The 19,039-nt window shown below is 59.4% G+C and carries 14 protein-coding genes and 1 pseudogene; 12 read left to right on the top strand and 3 right to left on the bottom strand.

The features are described 5' to 3' along the window. Positions 1-4: 4 nt before the first annotated feature. The 8 genes from DW943_RS01925 (at position 5) to DW943_RS01960 (ending at position 11,359) form a co-directional block, all read left to right on the top strand. Complete coding sequence (locus DW943_RS01925) at positions 5-3,469, top strand: DEAD/DEAH box helicase (RefSeq protein WP_117862020.1); 3,465 nt, start codon at positions 5-7, stop codon at positions 3,467-3,469. A gap of 101 nt (positions 3,470-3,570) precedes the next feature. Next, on the top strand, positions 3,571-3,933 hold the full coding sequence (locus DW943_RS01930) for a desulfoferrodoxin family protein (RefSeq protein WP_117862021.1): 363 nt from the start codon (positions 3,571-3,573) through the stop codon (positions 3,931-3,933). 117 nt (positions 3,934-4,050) lie between these two features. Beyond that, a complete protein-coding gene (locus tag DW943_RS01935; protein WP_117862022.1) occupies positions 4,051-6,036 on the top strand; it encodes a hypothetical protein in 1,986 nt (661 codons plus the stop codon). A gap of 138 nt (positions 6,037-6,174) precedes the next feature. After that, complete coding sequence (ruvC, locus tag DW943_RS01940) at positions 6,175-6,696, top strand: crossover junction endodeoxyribonuclease RuvC (RefSeq protein ID WP_117862023.1); 522 nt, start codon at positions 6,175-6,177, stop codon at positions 6,694-6,696. Beyond that, on the top strand, positions 6,696-7,316 hold the full coding sequence (gene ruvA, locus DW943_RS01945) for a Holliday junction branch migration protein RuvA (RefSeq protein WP_117735947.1): 621 nt from the start codon (positions 6,696-6,698) through the stop codon (positions 7,314-7,316). Before ruvC ends, ruvA begins: the two co-directional genes overlap by 1 nt. After that, positions 7,316-8,383, top strand: a complete 1,068-nt coding sequence (gene ruvB, locus DW943_RS01950) for a Holliday junction branch migration DNA helicase RuvB (protein ID WP_117862024.1) — start codon at positions 7,316-7,318, stop codon at positions 8,381-8,383. The genes ruvA and ruvB overlap by 1 nt, the downstream gene beginning before the upstream one ends. Positions 8,384-8,527: 144 nt before the next feature. Further along, positions 8,528-10,195, top strand: a complete 1,668-nt coding sequence (locus tag DW943_RS01955; RefSeq protein WP_117862025.1) for a formate--tetrahydrofolate ligase — start codon at positions 8,528-8,530, stop codon at positions 10,193-10,195. 174 nt (positions 10,196-10,369) lie between these two features. Continuing rightward, the gene (locus tag DW943_RS01960) at positions 10,370-11,359 is read left to right on the top strand and encodes a hypothetical protein (RefSeq protein WP_117862026.1); all 990 of its coding nucleotides are present in this window, start codon (positions 10,370-10,372) and stop codon (positions 11,357-11,359) included. 12 nt (positions 11,360-11,371) lie between these two features. On the opposite strand, the gene DW943_RS01965 is transcribed toward DW943_RS01960, so the two are convergent. Next, positions 11,372-12,553 (bottom strand): cation diffusion facilitator family transporter, encoded by a 1,182-nt coding sequence (locus DW943_RS01965; protein WP_117862027.1) that lies wholly within the window; start codon positions 12,551-12,553, stop codon positions 11,372-11,374. A 218-nt stretch (positions 12,554-12,771) separates the two neighbouring features. Between DW943_RS01965 and DW943_RS01970 the strand changes: the two genes are divergently transcribed. The 4 genes and pseudogenes from DW943_RS01970 to DW943_RS10560 all read left to right on the top strand — a co-directional run bounded on the left by DW943_RS01970 (position 12,772) and on the right by DW943_RS10560 (position 16,998). Further along, positions 12,772-14,109 carry a hypothetical protein gene (locus tag DW943_RS01970; RefSeq protein ID WP_117862028.1) on the top strand — a complete coding sequence of 446 codons (1,338 nt, stop codon included), beginning with the start codon at positions 12,772-12,774 and terminating at the stop codon, positions 14,107-14,109. A gap of 142 nt (positions 14,110-14,251) precedes the next feature. Further along, positions 14,252-14,686 (top strand): annotated as a pseudogene (locus DW943_RS10780) (restriction endonuclease subunit S); the annotation flags it as partial. 258 nt (positions 14,687-14,944) lie between these two features. Beyond that, entirely contained in the window at positions 14,945-15,868 is a 924-nt protein-coding gene (xerA, locus tag DW943_RS10785; RefSeq protein WP_158566067.1) for a site-specific tyrosine recombinase/integron integrase, read from the top strand. Next, positions 15,865-16,998 (top strand): restriction endonuclease subunit S, encoded by a 1,134-nt coding sequence (locus tag DW943_RS10560; protein ID WP_199572726.1) that lies wholly within the window; start codon positions 15,865-15,867, stop codon positions 16,996-16,998. Before xerA ends, DW943_RS10560 begins: the two co-directional genes overlap by 4 nt. Here DW943_RS10560 and DW943_RS01990 read toward each other — a convergent pair. Both DW943_RS01990 and DW943_RS01995 read right to left on the bottom strand, forming a co-directional pair. Then, on the bottom strand, positions 16,970-17,515 hold the full coding sequence (locus tag DW943_RS01990; RefSeq protein ID WP_117862030.1) for a restriction endonuclease subunit S: 546 nt from the start codon (positions 17,513-17,515) through the stop codon (positions 16,970-16,972). The two genes, DW943_RS10560 and DW943_RS01990, sit on opposite strands and share 29 nt — an antisense overlap. Then, entirely contained in the window at positions 17,505-19,028 is a 1,524-nt protein-coding gene (locus DW943_RS01995) for a class I SAM-dependent DNA methyltransferase (RefSeq protein WP_117862031.1), read from the bottom strand. Before DW943_RS01995 ends, DW943_RS01990 begins: the two co-directional genes overlap by 11 nt. Positions 19,029-19,039 lie beyond the last annotated feature (11 nt).

Raw genomic sequence — 19,039 nt, forward strand, 5'->3', positions numbered from 1 at the left:
AGTGATGGCACAGGGGACGTTTGTGCAGGCGCTCCGGAAAGAGGCGGCGCTGAGCGGCACCTTTATGAAGGGGCGTTCGCTCATGCTCAACGGCGCCGTACTGTCGATCGAGGACAGCGGCTCGCGCTTCTCCAAGAATGTGACGGTTGAGGGCTCGGTGCGCGGCTCGCGCGGCGACCTGTACAAGACGCATGTGGCGCTCGACATGGACGAGCACGAGGTGATCGACTACGACTGCGATTGTCCCGCTGCCTATCGCTACCCCGGCATGTGCAAGCATGCCATCGCCACAGCGCTGGCGTACCTGGACGCCAGCGGCATCGAGCCTGTTGAGGGGCTGCGTACGCCGGTTCGCACGTTTGCGGCGCAGCCGAAACAGCCCGCGCGCACCGCGCCCAAGGCGCCGGCCGTCAACCCCAACTTTCCCTTCCCGGCGCCCGTCCCCACGAGCCCGAGCCTTATGGCGGCGCTCTCCGATCTTTCGGACGCGCGCATGGATGAGCTGGCGAGCATGCGCCGCAAGCTTGCCGGTGCCGTTGATCCCGACGCCCCCAAAGCGGCGTTGGAGCCCTCATTGGTGCCGTACTACAATCCGCTGTTCGCCGACCGCTTTAGCTGGGCGCTCGAGTTCCGTATTCGCTGCGGTTCGGTGTCCTACGTGGTCAAGGATATCGACGGCATGGCCGACGCCTATGTCCGAGGCGGCACCTTCTCGTACGGCAAGAAGCTCACGTTTGTCCATACGCCCGAAGCCTTCGAAGACGTGTCGACAAAGCTGCTCAACCTTGTTGTGACGACAGTTGCCTATCTCGATGACATCACAAGCTCGCGTTCGGCGTCGTACGATTTTGCACGCAGCGGCTTTGTCGCCGAGCGCCAGTTGCCGTTGTCCGAGCATAGCATCGTATATGTGCTGGACCTGCTGCGCGGCCAGACCGTCTCCTTTGAGCCCGCCTGGTCGCGGGGGACGACGACGCATCGCACCTATGACGTGGCGGTTGAGATGCCTCCGGAAGGGGAGGACGAGGTGCTGTCTAAGCGCCCGCCGCTCCTTGCCGCCAAGATCGCGCCGGCGGCTGGCGGCAGCTACGATCTGCGCCTGCCGGCCGATACATACTGCTTTGCTTCGGGCGACGTTGCCTATCTGGTTGACACCCGCCGTGCACGCCGTACCGATGTGGCGTTCGCCCAGCATGCGGCGCCGTTCCTATCGCGCTTGCTGCCCTGTCGCACGCCGGTTCATATCGCTGCCGACCAGGTGGGGGAGTTCTGTCGTATGGCGCTGCCTATTTTGCGCGACTACACCGACCTCACCGCGCCCGCTGCGCTCGATACCGTGGCGCCCGAGCCGAGCTTTGCCATGGCGATCGGTGTCGACGATGGGCTCGTGACCTGCAAAATTACGGTTACCTACGGCGACTGGTCGACAGATCTCTTTAGCCTGGGCGCTCCGGGCAGCCCCTTCGAAGAGCGGCGCCCGGGCGTGCCGCCGCGCGACGAGGTGGCAGAGTTTCGCGTTATGGACACGGCGGCCCTGTATTTCGACTTTTACCAGGGCGGCCTGGCATTTGAGGAACGCGATGACGAGAGCCTGTTCCACTTGCTGACCGAGGGCCTGTCCGCCCTGTCCGAGCTGGGCGAGGTCATGCTCAGCGACCGCCTGCGCCAGGTCTCGGTCCGCCCTGCGCCCAAGCTTTCGGTGCGTGCAACCGTCAAGAGCAACCTGCTCGACGTCGAGCTGGGCGCGAGCGGTCTTTCGGCGGCAGACCTTGCCATCTACCTCGACTCCTACAAGCGTCACCAGACGTTTGCGCGTCTCACGTCGGGCGACATCATTCGCCTGGACGAGGGTGCCCGTGCCGCGTTTGGCCTTGCCGAGGACCTGGGCGTTGATGCTGTCGACCTGCTCGACGGCGTGTCGCTTCCCGCGTCGAGTACCCTGTTCGTCGATAGCATGCTCGCGCGCACGCCGGCGCTTGAGGCCGATCGCGATGCCGCATTCCGTCGCACCGTCGAGCGTCTGGATACGCTCGGCAAGATGGACTTTACGGTGCCGGTCTCGCTCAAGGCCACGCTGCGCGGCTATCAGGTCGACGGCTACCAGTGGCTCGGCTCGCTCGAGCACCTGGGCCTCGGCGGCATCTTGGCCGACGATATGGGCCTGGGCAAAACGCTGCAGATGATCGCACATATCATGGCGCGCGTGGAGGCGGGGGACACTAAGCCCACGCTTGTGGTGTGCCCTGCGTCGCTTGTGTACAACTGGACCGCCGAACTGGAGCGCTTTGCGCCTTCGCTCGACGTGTGCGCCATTGTGGGTGCCAAGGCGCAGCGCCGCGTGCAGATAACCGGCGCCGACGAGCACAACGTGGTCGTGACGTCGTATGACCTCATGCGCCGCGATATTGACGAGTATGCCGATCAGGACTTTGCCCGCGTTGTGCTCGATGAGGCCCAGTACATTAAAAACCCGCTCACGCAGGTGGCGCACGCCGCCAAGCGCCTGCCGGCCGGCGTGCGCTTTGCCTTGACGGGCACGCCCATCGAAAACCGCTTGTCCGAGCTCTGGAGCATCTTTGACTTTTTGATGCCGGGCCTGCTTGGCACGCGCGAGTCGTTTGCCAAGCGCTTCGAAAGCCCGGTCGAGCACGCCGAGGGTGACAGCGCCGCTCGCCTGCAGGCGCTCGTGTCGCCGTTTGTGCTGCGCCGTGTCAAGGAAGACGTGGTGGCCGATCTGCCCGAAAAAATCGAGGACACCGTCGTGGCTCAGCTCACCGGCGAGCAGCGCAAGCTTTACCTGGCAAACCAAGACCGCATCGCCCAGCAGGTGCAGCACCGTGAGGCATCCGAGTTTAAGAAAGACAAGCTCAAGGTGCTCGCCGAGCTTACCAAGCTGCGCCAGATCTGCTGCGACCCGCATCTACACTACGAGGACTACAAGGCGGGGAGCGCCAAGCTCGACGCTTGCATGGAGCTCGTGCACGGTGCGCTCGACGGCGGGCACCACATTCTGCTGTTCAGCCAGTTCACGGGCATGCTCGATATCATCGGTAAGCGCTTGGCCAAGGAGGACATCGGCTTTCTTAAGCTCACGGGCACTTCGTCTAAGGAGAGCCGCGCCAAGATGGTCGCGCAGTTCCAAGCGGGCGAGGTTCCGGTCTTTTTGATTTCGCTCAAGGCGGGCGGCGTGGGCCTTAACCTGACGGCAGCCGACGTGGTCATTCACTACGACCCGTGGTGGAACGTGGCCGCGCAGGACCAGGCGACCGATCGCGCGCACCGTATTGGCCAGCAACATACCGTGACCGTGTACAAGCTCATCGCCAAGGACACGATCGAGGAGCGCATCATGCAGATGCAGGAGTCCAAACGCGACCTGGTCAATAGCGTGCTCGGCGGCGACGGCATCTCGTCGGCGCTGTTTACCCGCGAGGATGTTCTGGCGCTGCTCGGCGGCGACGGGCGCTAGTCTCGCTCGTTATGTGTTCATTTGCCATGCCGTGGATGGTTTGCCTGCCTTTGGGCATAAGAAGCATCGAGAACACCGGCACATCAGCAAAGGAGAACATCATGGCAAAATTCTTTAAGGACCCCGACGGCAAGCTCATTGCCGCCCTTGGCAACGACGTTGCAACCCCTGCCGGCTGCACGGAGCTGACCGCGAACACCGAGGACGCGGCGCACGAGAAGCACGTGCCAGTCGTCGAGAGCGAGCGCGACGGTCACGTGATCCGCGCACGCGTGGGTTCGGTCGAGCATCCTATGGTGCCCGAGCACTACATCGAGTGGATCGCCCTTGAGGCCGAGGGCCGTCTGGAGGTCCACTACCTCCAGCCCGGCATGAAGCCCGCGACGTTTTTTGCCGGCGGTTCCAAGACCGGTACCGTCTACGCCTATTGCAACCTGCACGGGCTGTGGTCCGCGACGTTCTAGGAGCGCGCCCCCGCTCGGGGTATCATAGCTAGCATATGCACATGCGAGCGCCGACTGCATCATGCGGCCGGCGCTTTTACTACGACAACGATGGTTTACGACGGAAAGGGCTGAGCCATGAAGCTCGCACTTGCACAGATCGATATGCGCCTGGGTGATATTGAGGGTATCTGCGGTCGCATCGAGGACCAGGCGCGCCTGGCCCACGAGCGCGGTGCGCGCGTGCTGTGCGTGCCGGCTCCGCTCTTTATGGGGGCCCTGCCCGGCGGCCTGGTGGGCGCTGCCGACTTTGAGCACGACATGCTTGCCGGCTTGACCGGCGTCGCCGAGCGTATCCAAGAGCTCGATATGATCTGCATCGTGCCCGCGGCGGTTTCGTTTGAGGGCCAGCCCCTGCTCGACTACATGATGCTCAAGGACGGCCATGTGGTGCCGGCCCGTTCGAGCATTGCCCTGCAGCGTGGCGAGAACAACGACGCGCGTTGGGCGCCGCCGGTGTTCGACGTGGACGGCGTGCGCATCGCCGTGATCTTCGACTTGGACCGCGAGCTCGAGATGCTGCCGACCGGCGTCGACCTCATTGCGTATTTCCAGTTCAACGCATTCGATATGACCGACCGCGAGACCGCCGCGATCGCCGCCGTGCGCAGCGGAGCCTACCGCAAGATCGCCTCCAAGCGCAGCGTGTGGTTTGCCTGCATGGCGCCGGTTGGTGCGTACGACGAGTCGGTGTATACCGGTGGCTCGTTTGTGCTCGACGACTGCGGTCGCGTGGTGGCCCAAGCACCATGTTTTGAAGAGAGCCTACTGGTTCAGGAGATTCAGCGCGGTGTGATGCTCGATGCCTTGGAGGACCACGAGCTGCCCGAGTTTCGTTCCGAGGAGTGGTTGTGGCAGGCGCTGGTGCTCGCCGTTCGCGATAATGCCCGCGCCCGCGGTACGTCGCGCGCCGTGGTGGCGCTCGAGGGCGATCTGCCGTCGTCCCTGCTGGCGGCGCTTGCCGTTGACGCCCTGGGTCCGCGTAATGTGGTCGGCCTGGTGCTGGGACGCAACCGCATCTTTACGCCGGCGCAGGAGGAGGCCGAGGCTGCTCGCTGTGCCGCCGTCCGCGCGATTGCCGAGCGCCTACATATTCGCACGGTTGAGCGCGATGCGCCGGATGCCGCGCGTGTGCTCGACCGCGATGTGTCGGCGGGCGGCGCCGAGCGCCTGCGCTCTCGCACGCTGGGTCTCATGCTAGAGGACACAGCGCTCGAGCTGGGTGCGATGGCGTTGAGCCCGCTTTCCAAGACCGAGTACGCGTTGGCGGCACCGGCACTTTGCGGTGGCTACCAGGGCGATTACGCGCCCTTTGGCGACGTATACCTGTCGACGCTCGAGTTTGTGGCGCGCGTGCGCAACCGTACGTCTGCCGTGGTGCCGCAGGAGCTCGTGACGCTCAACGCGGTGGAGGATTGCATGGAGCGCGTGCTGGCGCAAGCGCTCTCGACGCTTGACGGTCCGGTCGACATGCTCGACCGCGCGGCGCAGCTGCTTGGCGGGCTTGAGCCGGGCGAGGTCGATGGTGCGCTTGAGTCGCACGTGGACCGCAACCGACCCTTCGACGACATCCCAATGGCCACCGGCAAGCCCGAGGCTTGCTCGCTGCTGTTGATGCTCGTGCGTCAGGGAGAGGCGGCTCGCCGCCAGCTGCCGACGACGCCGATTGTCTCGGCCCGTTCGTTTGCCGAGCGTGCTTGGCCGTATATGCTCGCGTGGTCCGACCTGGGGCTTAACGGCAAGGAGCGTATGACGGTCGATTCGCTGGCGCGCGCCGAGGTGCGCCGTTTTGCTGACGAGGATACTAGCGAGCGCGTGCGAAACGAGATGATGGGCGTGCTGGGCGAGCTACTGGGTATTTCGCCCGAACAAATGGAGGAGTTGCGCTCTGAAGACGGTCAGCGTCGTTTACACGAGGGAATGAAAAAGTTCGAGGGCGAGGTTCAGGACGCCATCGATAAGATGATGGGCGGCCAGGGCGGACCGCAAGGTGGTCCTCAGGGTGGCCCGATGCCGCATCCGCCGGTTGATCCGAGGCAGTTCCCATTCTTCAGCCAAAACTAACATATGGGTTGGGATTCGCTCCCAACCCCGATACTTCAACTAAGCGTCTTGGCCCCGTTGTGTTATTCTAGAACAGACGTTCGTGAATGATGTGCGGGGCCTTGCCTTGTGCTTTGCTGGTGACGAGGGGAGGTCGGCTTGGTCATTTTGGGTATCGACCCCGGTTTGGCCCATACGGGTTGGGGGATTATCGAGGAGCGACGCGGCGAGGTTCGCTGCCGTGCCTATGGTTGTATCGAGACGAGCGCGGGTAGTCCGCTCGCGGTGCGCCTGTCGCATATTGCCCGCGACCTCAAGGGTGTCGTGGAGCGTTATCGCCCCGATACCGCTGCTATCGAGAGCATCTACTTTGGCGCCAACGTCCGCTCGGCAATTCCTACGGCGCATGCCCGCGGTGCTGCACTCGTGGCGCTTTCGGAGTGCGCGCTCGAGATCGGCGAGTACACGCCTATGCAGATCAAGCAGGCTGTGGTGGGCACCGGTGCCGCAGATAAGCGGCAGGTCGCCTACATGGTGCGCACGCTCACACAGCTCGATCACGACCCGAATCCCGACCATGCCGCCGATGCCCTGGCCTGCGCCATCTGCCACGTTAACCTCAGCCGCACCCGGGCGCTTACCGGTGGCGAGTTCTATCAACAGAGAGGAACCGGATACTGATGATCTCCCAGCTCCATGGAACGCTTGTCGAGGCCACGATGAGCTCGGCCGTTGTCGATGTATCGGGCGTGGGCTTTGAGCTCGGCATCTCGGGCAGCACCGCGGCCACGTTGCCGACGCCCGGCGGCGAGGTGCGCCTCTACACGCGCATGCAGGTGCGCGAGGACGCCATGACGCTCTTTGGCTTTGCCTCCAAGGACGAGCGCACGATGTTCGATCGGCTCGTGTCCGTCTCGGGCGTCGGTCCGCGCCTGGCGCTTGCTGTGCTCTCCACCTATACCGTGGGGCAACTGTATTCCCTGGTAATGGCCGAGGATGACAAGGGCATGGCCAAGGTTCCCGGTGTGGGCAAAAAGACTGCGCAGCGTCTGATCCTGGAGCTCAAGAGCACCTTTGCCAAGGACAAGGGCTTTGTACCGGTCGACGTGATTCCCGGACAGGTTGCGATGCCCGTGCCCGCTGCCGCTCCCTCGGCCATCGATGATGCCCGTGCGGCGCTCCTTTCCATGGGCTTTAGCCCGCAGGAGACCGATGTTGCCCTGAGCGGGTATGATGGGCAGAATATGCGTGTCGAGGATCTGCTCGGCGCGGCGCTTAAGCGACTCGGAATGGATGCGTGATGTGGGAAGCCGATGACTCTCAGGACCTGTGGGCGACGCCCGGTAACTCGCCGGCGGCATCCATGGCGCATGGCGAGCGCATGGTGGGTTCGGAGCTGACACCCGAAGACCTTGATGTCGACCGTACCCTGCGTCCCCAGCGCTTGGATGACTACTGCGGCCAGGAGCACATCAAACAGAGCCTGCGCGTGTTGATCGAAGCGGCACAGAGCCGTGGCGAGACGCTCGACCACGTGATCTTCTCGGGCCCTCCGGGCCTGGGCAAGACCACGCTGGCCACCGTTATCGCCAACGAGTTGGGCGCTCAGATCAAGACCACGAGTGGCCCTGCCATCGCGCGCACCGGTGACCTGGCGGCTATCCTTACCAACCTGCAGCCGGGTGATGTGCTGTTTATTGACGAGATCCACCGCCTCAACCGTTCGGTCGAGGAGGTCCTGTACCCCGCGATGGAGGACTTTGCCCTCGATATCGTGATCGGTAAAGGCCCGGCCGCACGATCGATTCGCCTGGATATCCCCAAGTTTACGCTGGTGGCGGCAACGACCCGCTCGGGTATGCTGACTGGCCCGCTGCGCGACCGCTTTGGCATTTCATATCGCCTGGATTACTACACGGTCGAAGAACTCGCGCAGATTGTGACGCGCTCGGCGTCCATCCTGGGTGTGACAATAGACCATCCGAGCGCGCTCGAGATCGGCTCACGCTCGCGTGGCACGCCGCGCTTGGCTAACCGTTTGCTCAAGCGCGTGCGCGACTATGCGCAGGTGCGTGGCAACGGCCCCATCGAGCTCGATATTTGCCGTCAGGCGCTCGAGTTCTTCGAGATCGACGAGCTCGGCCTGGACTGGATGGATATTCGTATCTTGGAGACGCTTGCCAAGACGTTCTCCGGTCGTGCCGTGGGACTTACGACCCTTGCCAGCGCGGTGGGCGAGGACCCGGGCACGCTCGAGGATGTCTATGAGCCCTATTTGCTGCAGTGCGGGTTGATGATTCGTACGCCGCAGGGCCGTCAGGCAACCCTTCGCACCTTTGAGCACCTGGGGATTGAACCTACCGTTTAAGGCGCTTTGTTTTGGCGGGCTGTTGGGCTATCGCCGGGCATCGGGTAAACATATCGCCGTTCATCGGTTATGGGCGTTTTACTATTGCGCGCCCGTGCTATGCTGAATTGGTCTTTTTCTCATCCGGTAACGAAAGGACCGTCCATGCCTACTGACATCGAAATCGCACGTTCCGTCACACCGCTGCCCATTACCGAGGTGGCCAAGAACGCCGGTGTCGACGTAAAGCACCTGATTCCGTACGGCTTCGACAAGGCTAAGGTCGACTACTCTCTGCTTAATGAGCCAACTGATCACCAGGCCAAGCTCGTCCTCGTGACCGCCATCAACCCCACGCCTGCGGGCGAGGGTAAGACCACCACGACCATCGGTCTGGCCGATGGCCTGCGCCGTCGCGGCGTCAAGAGTGCTGTGGCCCTGCGTGAGCCTTCGCTCGGCCCCGTCTTTGGCGTTAAGGGCGGCGCTGCCGGCGGCGGCTGGGCTCAGGTCATCCCCATGGAGGATATCAACCTGCACTTTACCGGCGACTTCCATGCCATCGGTGCTGCCAACAACCTGCTGGCCGCCATGCTCGACAACCATATTCAGCAGGGCAACCAGCTTGGCATCGACGTTAAACGCATCACTTGGAAGCGCGTCGTCGATATGAACGACCGTCAGCTGCGCCATGTTATCGACGGTATTGGCGGTAAGGCCCAGGGCGTGCCGCGCGAGGACGGCTTCGATATCACCGTCGCCTCCGAGGTCATGGCAATCCTGTGCCTGTCTACGAGCATTAACGACCTCAAGGAGCGCCTGGGCGAGATCGTCGTCGGCTACAGCTTTGCCGGCGAGCCCGTCCGTGCCCGCGACCTTAAGGCCCAGGGTGCCATGGCCGCGTTGCTTAAGGACGCGCTCAAGCCCAACCTGGTGCAAACGCTCGAGGGCACGCCCGCGTTTGTCCACGGCGGTCCCTTCGCCAACATTGCCCACGGCTGCAACTCTATCATGGCCACGCGTATGGCGATGCGCTTTGGCGATGTTGCCATTACCGAGGCCGGCTTCGGTGCCGATCTGGGTGCCGAGAAGTTCCTCGACATCAAGTGCCGTATGACGGGCGTTCGCCCCAGCGCCGTCGTGGTCGTCGCGACCGCTCGTGCGCTGAAGTACAACGGTGGCGTCGCCAAGGCCGACCTCAACGAGGAGAACCTCGAGGCACTCAAGGCCGGCATGCCCAACCTGCTGCGCCATGTTGACAATATCCAGAGCGTGTATGGTCTTCCCTGCGTGGTCGCTATCAACCGCTTTCCGACGGACACCGAGGCAGAGCTTGCGCTTATCGAGTCCGAGTGCCAGAAGCTCGGCGTCAACGTTAAGCTTTCCGAGGTTTGGGCCAAGGGCGGCGAGGGCGCGCTCGACCTGGCCGATGAGGTCATGCGCCTGATTGAGCAGCCGAGCGAGCTCAAGTTTGCTTACGAGGACGGTGCCGATGTGGCCGAGGCGCTCGAGGCCGTTGCCACCAAGGTCTATCGCGCCGATGGCGTCGACTTTACGCCCGCTGCCAAGCGTCAGCTCGCCGAGCTGCGCGAGAACGGCTTTGGCAACCTGCCGGTGTGTGTCGCCAAGACCCAGTACAGCTTTAGCGATAACGCCAAGGCACTAGGCGCGCCCGAGCACTTCCGCATCACCGTGCGCGAGCTCAAGGTTTCTGCTGGCGCTCACTTTGTGGTCGCGCTGACCGGTAGCGTTCTGACCATGCCGGGTCTGCCCAAGGTGCCCGCCGCCGAGAACATCGACGTCGACAACGACGGCAACATCACCGGCCTGTTCTAAGCCCGCTGCGCATAGTCGTCTGTCCGCCCCGCCGTGCCCCACAGCACGGCGGGGCCTTTGTTTTCTAGCCGCGCTTGTCTTGTAGATACCGATGGCTTTGCCCATCATAGGCTTTTGCGCGGGTAGAATGCATGGATAACTCGATGCTTACAGGCGACGGAAAGGAAACGTTGCATGGATCAGGACAAGACAACCGTGATGGGCGGCTACGGTTCCGCGCAGGCTGGCGATAGCGCCGATGCGACCCGCGTTGTTCCCAACCCCGGTTATACCGACCCCGCCGCGACGCAGCCTTCTGCCGAGCCCACCCGGGTTATGGGCTATGGCGACACGGCGCAGGATTCTTACGCTGCATCTTCGCAAGGCCCCTATGGCAATGCAGCTCCGGACCCGTTTGATTACGCGCCGCAGGATTCTTATGCCGCCTCGACGCCGAATCCCTATGATGACCTGCCACAAAATCCCATTCCGCAGCCTCAGCAGACGACGTATATGCCTCGCACGGCGCAGTCTCGCCACGAGCCGCGCGAGCCGTATCGCGAGTACCCCAAGTCGATTCCGCAATATGGCGAGGACGAGGAGAAGAAGCCGTCGCGTTCGTCGAGCGTGATCAAGAAGATCCTCATCGTGCTGGCGATCTTCTTTGCGCTGTCGGTTGTGTTTGCCATTGTGTCGGGCATGCTCAACAAACGAGGGAGTTCAACGGCCGATACCGCTGCCGAGCAAACCGAGTCCGCCTCGTCTAGCACCGTCGATCTGAGCGATATCCCGGGGCAGTACTGGTCCAACGCCAAGAAACTTCTCAAGTCGCGCGGCGCCAATCTTTCGAATGCCGTGGTCCTGACTGATGATGGCTCAACGCCCGTCATCGATGCCAACTGGGTCGTTACTTCTGCTTACTATAACGACAGCGGCAACCTCGAAATTCAACTCACGCACAAGAATAGCTCGGGCAACTCGCCCGACGGCCAAAGCGGTACCGACAGCTCGAGTTCCAATACGCTGGAGGACTTGAGCAACAAGGCACAGGAGCTTGGGGATAAGGTCCAAGAGCTGGGCGACACGGCCCAGAACCTGGGCGACACCGCTCAGAACTTGGGCGGCATGGCGACGGATGCCTGGAACGCTCTGCAAAACGGCATCTCGGGCGCTCAGGGAAACTAGCTGTTAAGCGGGCTACAGCCGCTCGGCCGGACGGTCGGGCGAGCTAAAGCCCGAGTCAAACGTAACGACGCATGAGGCATTGGGTCGGCGCTCGTGCACGATGCGCGTGACGAGCTCCAGCAGCTCCTCGTCGGATATGTCAAAGCCGTCGGGACGCACAAGGTCAAACGAAACGAACCCGTCGTGCTCGTGCAGGTCGTGGATGGAGAGCGCGGGGTCGATCTGCATGATGCCGCGCTTGACCCAGCCGCGCAGGTCGTCGCCGGTGGTGGCGATGGGGTCACAGTGCAACGTGATGCCGATGCCCATCTGGCGCTTGATGTCGTGCTCGATGGTGTCCAAAATCTCGTGGTGCTCAAATGCGTCGCCCTCGCCGGGCATCTCCACGTGGGCGCTGGCAAACTGACGACCGGGGCCGTAGTCGTGCACCATCAGGTCGTGTGTGCCCAAGACCTGCGGATAGGACATGATCTTGTCGCGGATTGCCTGAACGAGCTTGGGGTCGGGCGCTTGTCCCAGCAACGGGCTGATGGCGTCGCGCACTAGACCCATGCCGCTGATGCAGATGAAGATGCCCACACCCAGGCCTGCCCAGCCATCGAGGTCAAAGCCGGTCGTCTGCGAAATAAGCGCCGCCATCAAGACCGAACCCGAGGTGATGACGTCGTTTTTGGAGTCCTGTGCTGTGGCAATGAGTGTTTCGGAATCGATACGGTTGCCCAGCGCGCGGTTGAATGCGGCCATCCAGAATTTGACGAGCATGGACAAGACGAGAGCGGCTAGGGAGACCAGCGTGTAGGCGGTGGGGGAGGGCTTGATGATCTTGGTGACCGACTCGAGGATCAGGTTGATGCCGACGGCGCAAACCAGGACGGCGACGAACAGACCGGCTAGGTACTCGTAGCGGCCGTGGCCATAGGGGTGGCCTTCGTCTGCCGGGCGGCTGGCAAGGCGGAACCCGAGCAGGCTTACGATGTTGCTCGAGGCATCGGAGAGGTTGTTGAAAGCGTCGGCGATGAGCGAGACAGAGCCGGCGAGCAGGCCCGCGATGCCCTTGGCCAGGCACAGCGTGATATTGAGGCCAATGCAGATGAGGCTTGCGGCGAAGCCCGCGTTGGTGCGGCAGGAGGTATCGACCGGCTCGCCCTCGCTGCCGGGAACAAGCGTATGTACCAGCCGATTTACAAATAGCATAGCGGTCGTCCTCACAATCATGTTTAAGGGGATAGTGTAGCTCGCGCGGAGGCGCTGTGCACCGATGCTCAGAAAATGCAGCAATGGTCTGCCGGTGTTAACGAGCGAGCCTTCTCGTCTGCCTGGGTGGTCCATTTTGGGCCACATGGGTATGGGCATGTGCCTGTTTGCTCGACATACTTAACGTCGACAGCCCCTGTGCAAAGGAGGACGTTTCCATGGACGAGATGTTTGCCATTAAATGTCAAAACTGCGGCGGCCCTATGTACTCGCACCAGGCTAAGCGCAGCTTTGAGTGCACCTATTGCGGCGCGGTCATTCCGTGGCAGGCGGACGCCGGAGAGCCCAAGAGCGCTTTGGGCATTCGCCATACGCCGTTGACGGTGGTGGATGGACCGCTCAAGCTCACGCATGTGTCGCAACTCGAGCGCCCGGAGGACCCGGACTGGTATTTCTTCAATTCGCACTGGCGCAATCAGTCGGTCCAGGAACACCTGCTGTGGGAGGATCGCGGCACGGCGCAGGAGTTCCAAGAGGCCACACATGTGAGCATTCCTTGCCCCTTCTGCGGAGCGTCCTTTGAGGGTGAGTCAACGCAGCGTGTGTTTGAGTGCCCGTCCTGCGGCAACAAGATCGGCATTGCCGACCTGCTCAAGCCCGGTACGTTTAGCAAACGTCTGACCATGGGCGTGGGTGCGGAGTATGTGCCGGAGCAGGGTATTCCCTGCGAAATCTCACCGCAGCAGGCACGTGCCAACGCGCTGCAGCTGGTGCGCCAGTACCCGGATGCCTTTGCCGGGCACGATGTGGAAGACGCGATCCAAAACGACATGATGCTCTTCTATTTCCCCATGGCGCTGGCGGACCTGCGTATGATGGCGAGCTTCCCGGGCAAGGGCCTGAGCAAGGAAACCCTGGTGTACTACGAGGTGCTCGACTGGGCGTATCCGCGGGCAAACTATCTGGATGTTCGCCTTATGGGCATTTTGGAGCCGTGGGACTTTGCCAAGGTTGGGCCGTTTGACCCGGCCATGCAGGAAGGTGACTTTCGCGTTGTCTCCGTCGATGCGTCTACCAAGGACCAGGTGGTCATTGATAAGTTGGCGCTCGACATTGCCGGCAACGATGCCGAGGCGGTGCTGGGGCTCAATAAAAAGAGCATCCGCACTTGGGCGCGCAAGGCCCGCAAGCATAAGGACGGCCTGGTGATGGTGCCGGTGTACTTTGTCGATCGTCCGGCGACGGACAGCCGCGATGGCGAGCAGGTGCGCATTGCCGTAAACGGCCAGACGAGCCGCGCGGCAGCGGTGGTGTTTAGCGACAAGCGCGAGACGCATGTGGTGGCGTCGCTCAATCCGAGTCTGCATCTGTCCGGCGAAAGTACCGTGCATGCCACGCCCATCGAGGTCAAATACGTTAAATCGCCCTTCCTATACCAGATCGTGCGCCGTGGAGGTGGCGATCAACCGCGCCAGGTTGCAGCGGCAGCTGAGGGTTCTTATCGGGAGGAGAAGCCTAAACGTAAGGGATTGCTCGCTGCGATTTTTGGTAAGTAGGGGAGTGGTGCTGGTTAGCGCTGTGGCGTGAAAGCCGGGGGTATGGGGCAGCTCGCAGGGGTGCGAGTTGCCCCGTTTTTTTGCGGCGAGACGTGGCGTCCGAGCTGCCGTAGAGACTTAGCTAAATGGCTATTTACTAGAACTGGCCACGGCTCGTTTTGAATCCGCCTTAAAAACGAAATCGAAAACAGTTAGATTTGGCGACATTGTTGCACTTGAAGACTCAAAGAGAATCCCATTAAACAGCAGAGATCGCGAGGCTCGAAAGGGCCCTTATCCTTACTATGGCGCAACCTCAATCATGGACTACGTTGATGACTTCTTATTCGATGAGATAAGAGTTCTTCTTGGCGAAGATGGCACGGTTGTCAATTCCGAAGGCAAGCCAATCCTACAGTATGTTTGGGGAAAATACTGGGTCAACAACCATGCGCACATCCTTGCGTCTTCAGGCGAGTATTCGCTCGAAGCGATTTATGTTGCGCTGAAGCGTACGGCGATAAACCAAATCGTTACAGGTGCTGTGCAAATGAAAATTAGCCAACGAAACTTAAAGTCCCTTGAGTTGGAGATGCCGAGCTCGGAAGAGCTTGGCTACTTGCAAGATCTTTTTGCTGCTTACCGCAGCAACCAAGACGAAAACACAAAACTTGCCGCTCTTCGCGACGCTTTGCTACCCAGGCTTATGTCGGGAGAGATTGACGTTTCGAAAGTTGATCTCACGCAGCTAAATAGCCATTTACTTCACTATGCACAACGCGCCGTCCACACTGTGGCTATCGTACTCGACGAAAGGAACAGCGTGGAAACTGTCATCAATACCGTGCTTTCAGAAATGCAGGGCCTTCTCGACCCGCACCAGCTCAAACATCTAGCCATTACGCTTAGACGGGCACTTGGACCGAAACAAGCGGAACCAGGACAAGATCTGCTCGCGCTCTTTCTCACCGCTAAAGAGGTCGAGGGGTGCTCTCCTAAAACCATTGCATACTATGAGGCAACCTTACGGCATATGAACACAACGCTTGCTAAGTCCTATACGCAGATTGAGAGCGACGACTTGCGCCGTTATCTCAATGATTACGAGGTGAATCGCGGTTCTAGTAAAGTCACAATCGATAATATACGCCGCATTATGTCGAGCTTCTTTTCGTGGCTTGAAGATGAGGATTACATTGTAAAAAGCCCTGTAAGGCGCATTCGTCGCGTCAAAACAGCTCAAGTAACCAAAGAGGTGCTTAGCGATGAGGAACTGGAGGTCTTGCGAGACGCCTGTGAATCCAAACGAGATCTTGCCATTGTTGATCTGCTTGCTTCGACAGGCATGCGTGTCGGCGAGCTCGTGCGTCTCAACAGGAAAGATGTCAATCTGCACGAGCGAGAATGCCTTGTAATGGGAAAAGGAAATAAGCAGCGCCCCGTTTACTTCGATGCGCGCGCTAAGCTTCATCTTACGGAATATCTTTCAAGCCGAGCTGACAAGAGTCCTGCACTATTTGTCGCGCTCGATTCCTCGGCTCGACGCATTACGGTTGGGAGCATAGAGCTCCGCTTGCGCGACCTGGGCAGAACCGCCGGCGTCAATCGCGTTCATCCGCATAAGTTTCGCCGTACGCTTGCCACCCATGCTATCGACAAAGGAATGCCTATAGAGCAGGTGCAAAAGCTGCTAGGCCATGCGAAAATAGACACCACCATGCACTACGCCATGGTGAACCAGAACAACGTGAAGGCTTCGCATAGAAAGTACTTGGAATGACGCGTGCACGACTTGGAGAGATCTGTGAACGCCTAAGCAGCGGAAAGAGCATTAAAGCCGCTGAGGTTCAGGAGTCGGGGACATACCCGGTAATCGGCGGCAATGGTCTTCGTGGATATGCAGAGCGTTACAACTTCGATGGAGAATGTGCCGTTATCGGTCGCCAAGGCGCCGCTTGCGGTAATGTCCGCTTTCATTCTGGCAAGGCTTACATGACCGAACACGCAGTCGTTGCCGTTGCAAACGAATCCAATGATTCGCACTATCTTGCCTATCTCCTGTCAACTATGAGCCTAGGACGGCTGTCCGCTCAATCGGCTCAACCTGGGCTTTCTGTTAAAACGCTTTCGAAGCAAGAAATCGACTTGCCTTCGCTTGAGAAGCAAAGGCAAGTCGTCGAAGTCATTGGTAGTATTGATGCCAAAATCGGGGTAAACGCTAAGCTAAATGGCTATTTAGAAGAGCTTTTGTTGGCTCAATTTACTGCACTATCACCAAACGAAAACTGGACCGAAGGAAGAGCCGACTCGTATTACGAAATCGGAATAGGCAAGACCCCACCAAGGAAAGAGCCGGAATGGTTCTCTGATGTCAAAGCCGATAATCACGTATGGCTTTCAATCAAGGATATGGGCGAAGCGGGGACATATTCGCTTGATAGCTCTGAATACCTTACTGACGCCGCAGTAAACGGCAAAAACGTAAGAAGGGTTCCAGCAGGCTCGGTACTTCTCAGCTTTAAGTTGACGGTCGGCAGAGTTAAGATCGCCGGTTGCAATATGACAACCAATGAGGCGATTGCCTGCTTTGCGTCTGATGACAAAAGAAAGCTAGCTTACGCTTATCCTTATTTGCGTTCATTTGATTATGGGAAATTGGGAAGCACATCTTCAATCGCAACGGCCGTTAATTCCAAAACCGTCAAAGCAATGCCTTTTGCAATGCCTGACGATTTGGAGCTCAGCGAGTTCTATCTATCAACCAAGCCGATTTACGAACAGCTGCTGGCAACTGCTAAAGAGTCACGCTTTCTTGCACAGTTGCGTGATGTCCTTTTGCCCAAGCTAATGTCGGGCGAAATCGATGTCTCGAAGGTCGATCTCACGCAGCTAAATAGCCATTTAGCGTAGTGTTGAGTCGGATTTTATTCGAGATAGAGTCGCATAGTGTAACGATTGAGTCTTGCGTCGGGCGATCGGGCAGGGGGATTGGCATCTGTGCGTAAGTTTTAGCATTGATATTGCCTCTGGTGCTGCCGGTGGTAAAAGAGGCCACCCAGTCCCAATAAGCTTTCGACTGGGCATAGTATTTGACATAGTGAGGATTAACTTTCTTATCGTCCAGCGAGAAGCGAATTAAGAAGCCCGCGAAGGCAAACTCGCCGTCGCGAGAATCGTAGTAATAATTCCTTCCGGTACTGTTGCCCGTTCTGGCGAAAACGATATCGCCATCTCTCAGCATGTATTTGTAAGCGGCGGGGTTGTCTACCGATTTGCGGTCGTTCCAATTCAGGGTGCCGTCGTCGTTGATATCCGTAATACGAAGATATGCAGGTAATTCCGCATCATAATCAACTGCCGAAGCGGCGATACCGTATTTTCCGTCGCCGAGACTGAGTTCTCCAAGAGTCGCAACGCTAAAGTTCATATCCAATCGCCTCCAGATTCTTCTTAATCTGCTCCTGCAGGCGGTTGGACTCTTCAAAGCACTTTGATATTCCGCTGGTTAGGCGTGCCATCTTCTCTTCAAATGGTTCGCCGTCGTCTTCGGTTTCAGCAATGCCTACGTAGCGGCCGGGTGTCAGAATGAAATCTTGCTTGGCGATTTCATCTAAATCCGCTATGGCGCTGAACCCCTTCTTGGGCTCGAACTTGCCCTCGCGGAAGGAGTCGAATGCGGATACAACTTTGTTGATGTCCTCTTCGGTAAACTCGCGCAGTTTGCGAGAGACCATGGTGCCCATTTCGCGCGCATCGATGAATAGCGTCTTGCCGGACTGAGCCTTCTTCTTGTTCAGGATCCACAGGCATACGGGAATTTGGGTGCTGTAGAACAGCTGCCCCGGCATGGCTACAATGCCCTCGACCAAATCGTCCTCTACGATAGCGCGCCGAATATCTCCCTCACCGCTCGTCTGACTTGAGAGCGACCCGTTTGCCAATACGAGGCCAATCTTGCCTGTGCCGTTAAGATGCCAAATCATATGCTGCATCCACGCGAAGTTGGCGTTACCCGTGGGCGGTGTGCCGTACTTCCAACGTACGTCTTCCTGCAGCGCTTCGCCGCCCCAGTTCTTAAGATTGAAGGGCGGGTTTGCCAGTACAAAATCGAACTTTTCATTCTTGTGCTGGTCGGCACTGAAGGTGTCTGCGTAGTTGCCCAAATCGGCTTCGATACCGCGAATACCGAGGTTCATCTTTGCGAGCTTCCACGTGGTAGGGTTGCTTTCCTGGCCAAAGATGGTGATGTCCTGTACCACGTTGCCGCCATGGTGTTCGACGAAGGCGGCGGACTGCACGAACATGCCTCCGCTACCACAGCAGGGGTCGTACACACGACCGTGGAAAGGCTGGAGGATTTCCACCAGCGTGCGCACGATGCAAGACGGTGTATAGAACTCGCCGGCGTTTTTGCCTTCCATTGATGCGAATTTCTGCAGGCAATATTCGTATGCGCGCCCTAACAGGTCTTTCTCGCTCTCGTTATCGGTCATTTGTACGTTTGTGAATAAGTCAACGACGTCGCCTAAGCGCCGCTTATCTAGTTCGGGACGAGCGAAGTTTTTGGGCAGCACGTCTTTGAGCTTGTCGTTCTCGCGCTCGATGGCGCGCATGGCATTGTCAATGATCTGGCCAACCTCGGGTGTGTGTGCAGCTTGTGCGATGTTCGCCCAACGTGCTTCTTCGGGAACGAAGAAGACATTCTGCTCCATGTAGCAGTCACGATCTTCCTCGTCGCCGTAACCCTCTGCGACGAGCTCTAGATAGCGCTCGTCGAAGCGGTCCGAGAGGTACTTCAGGAAAATGAGGCCTAATACGACGTTTTTGTACTCGGCAGCGTCCAAGTTGCCACGCAGCACATCTGCGGCGTTCCATAGTTGGTCTTCAAAGCCAACATCGGCCGTGTTCTTCTTGGTGTCCTTAGCTTTGCTTTTAGCCATGCTGTTTTAAC

The organism is Collinsella sp. AM44-11 (genome assembly GCF_003467145.1).
Lineage (GTDB): Bacteria > Actinomycetota > Coriobacteriia > Coriobacteriales > Coriobacteriaceae > Collinsella.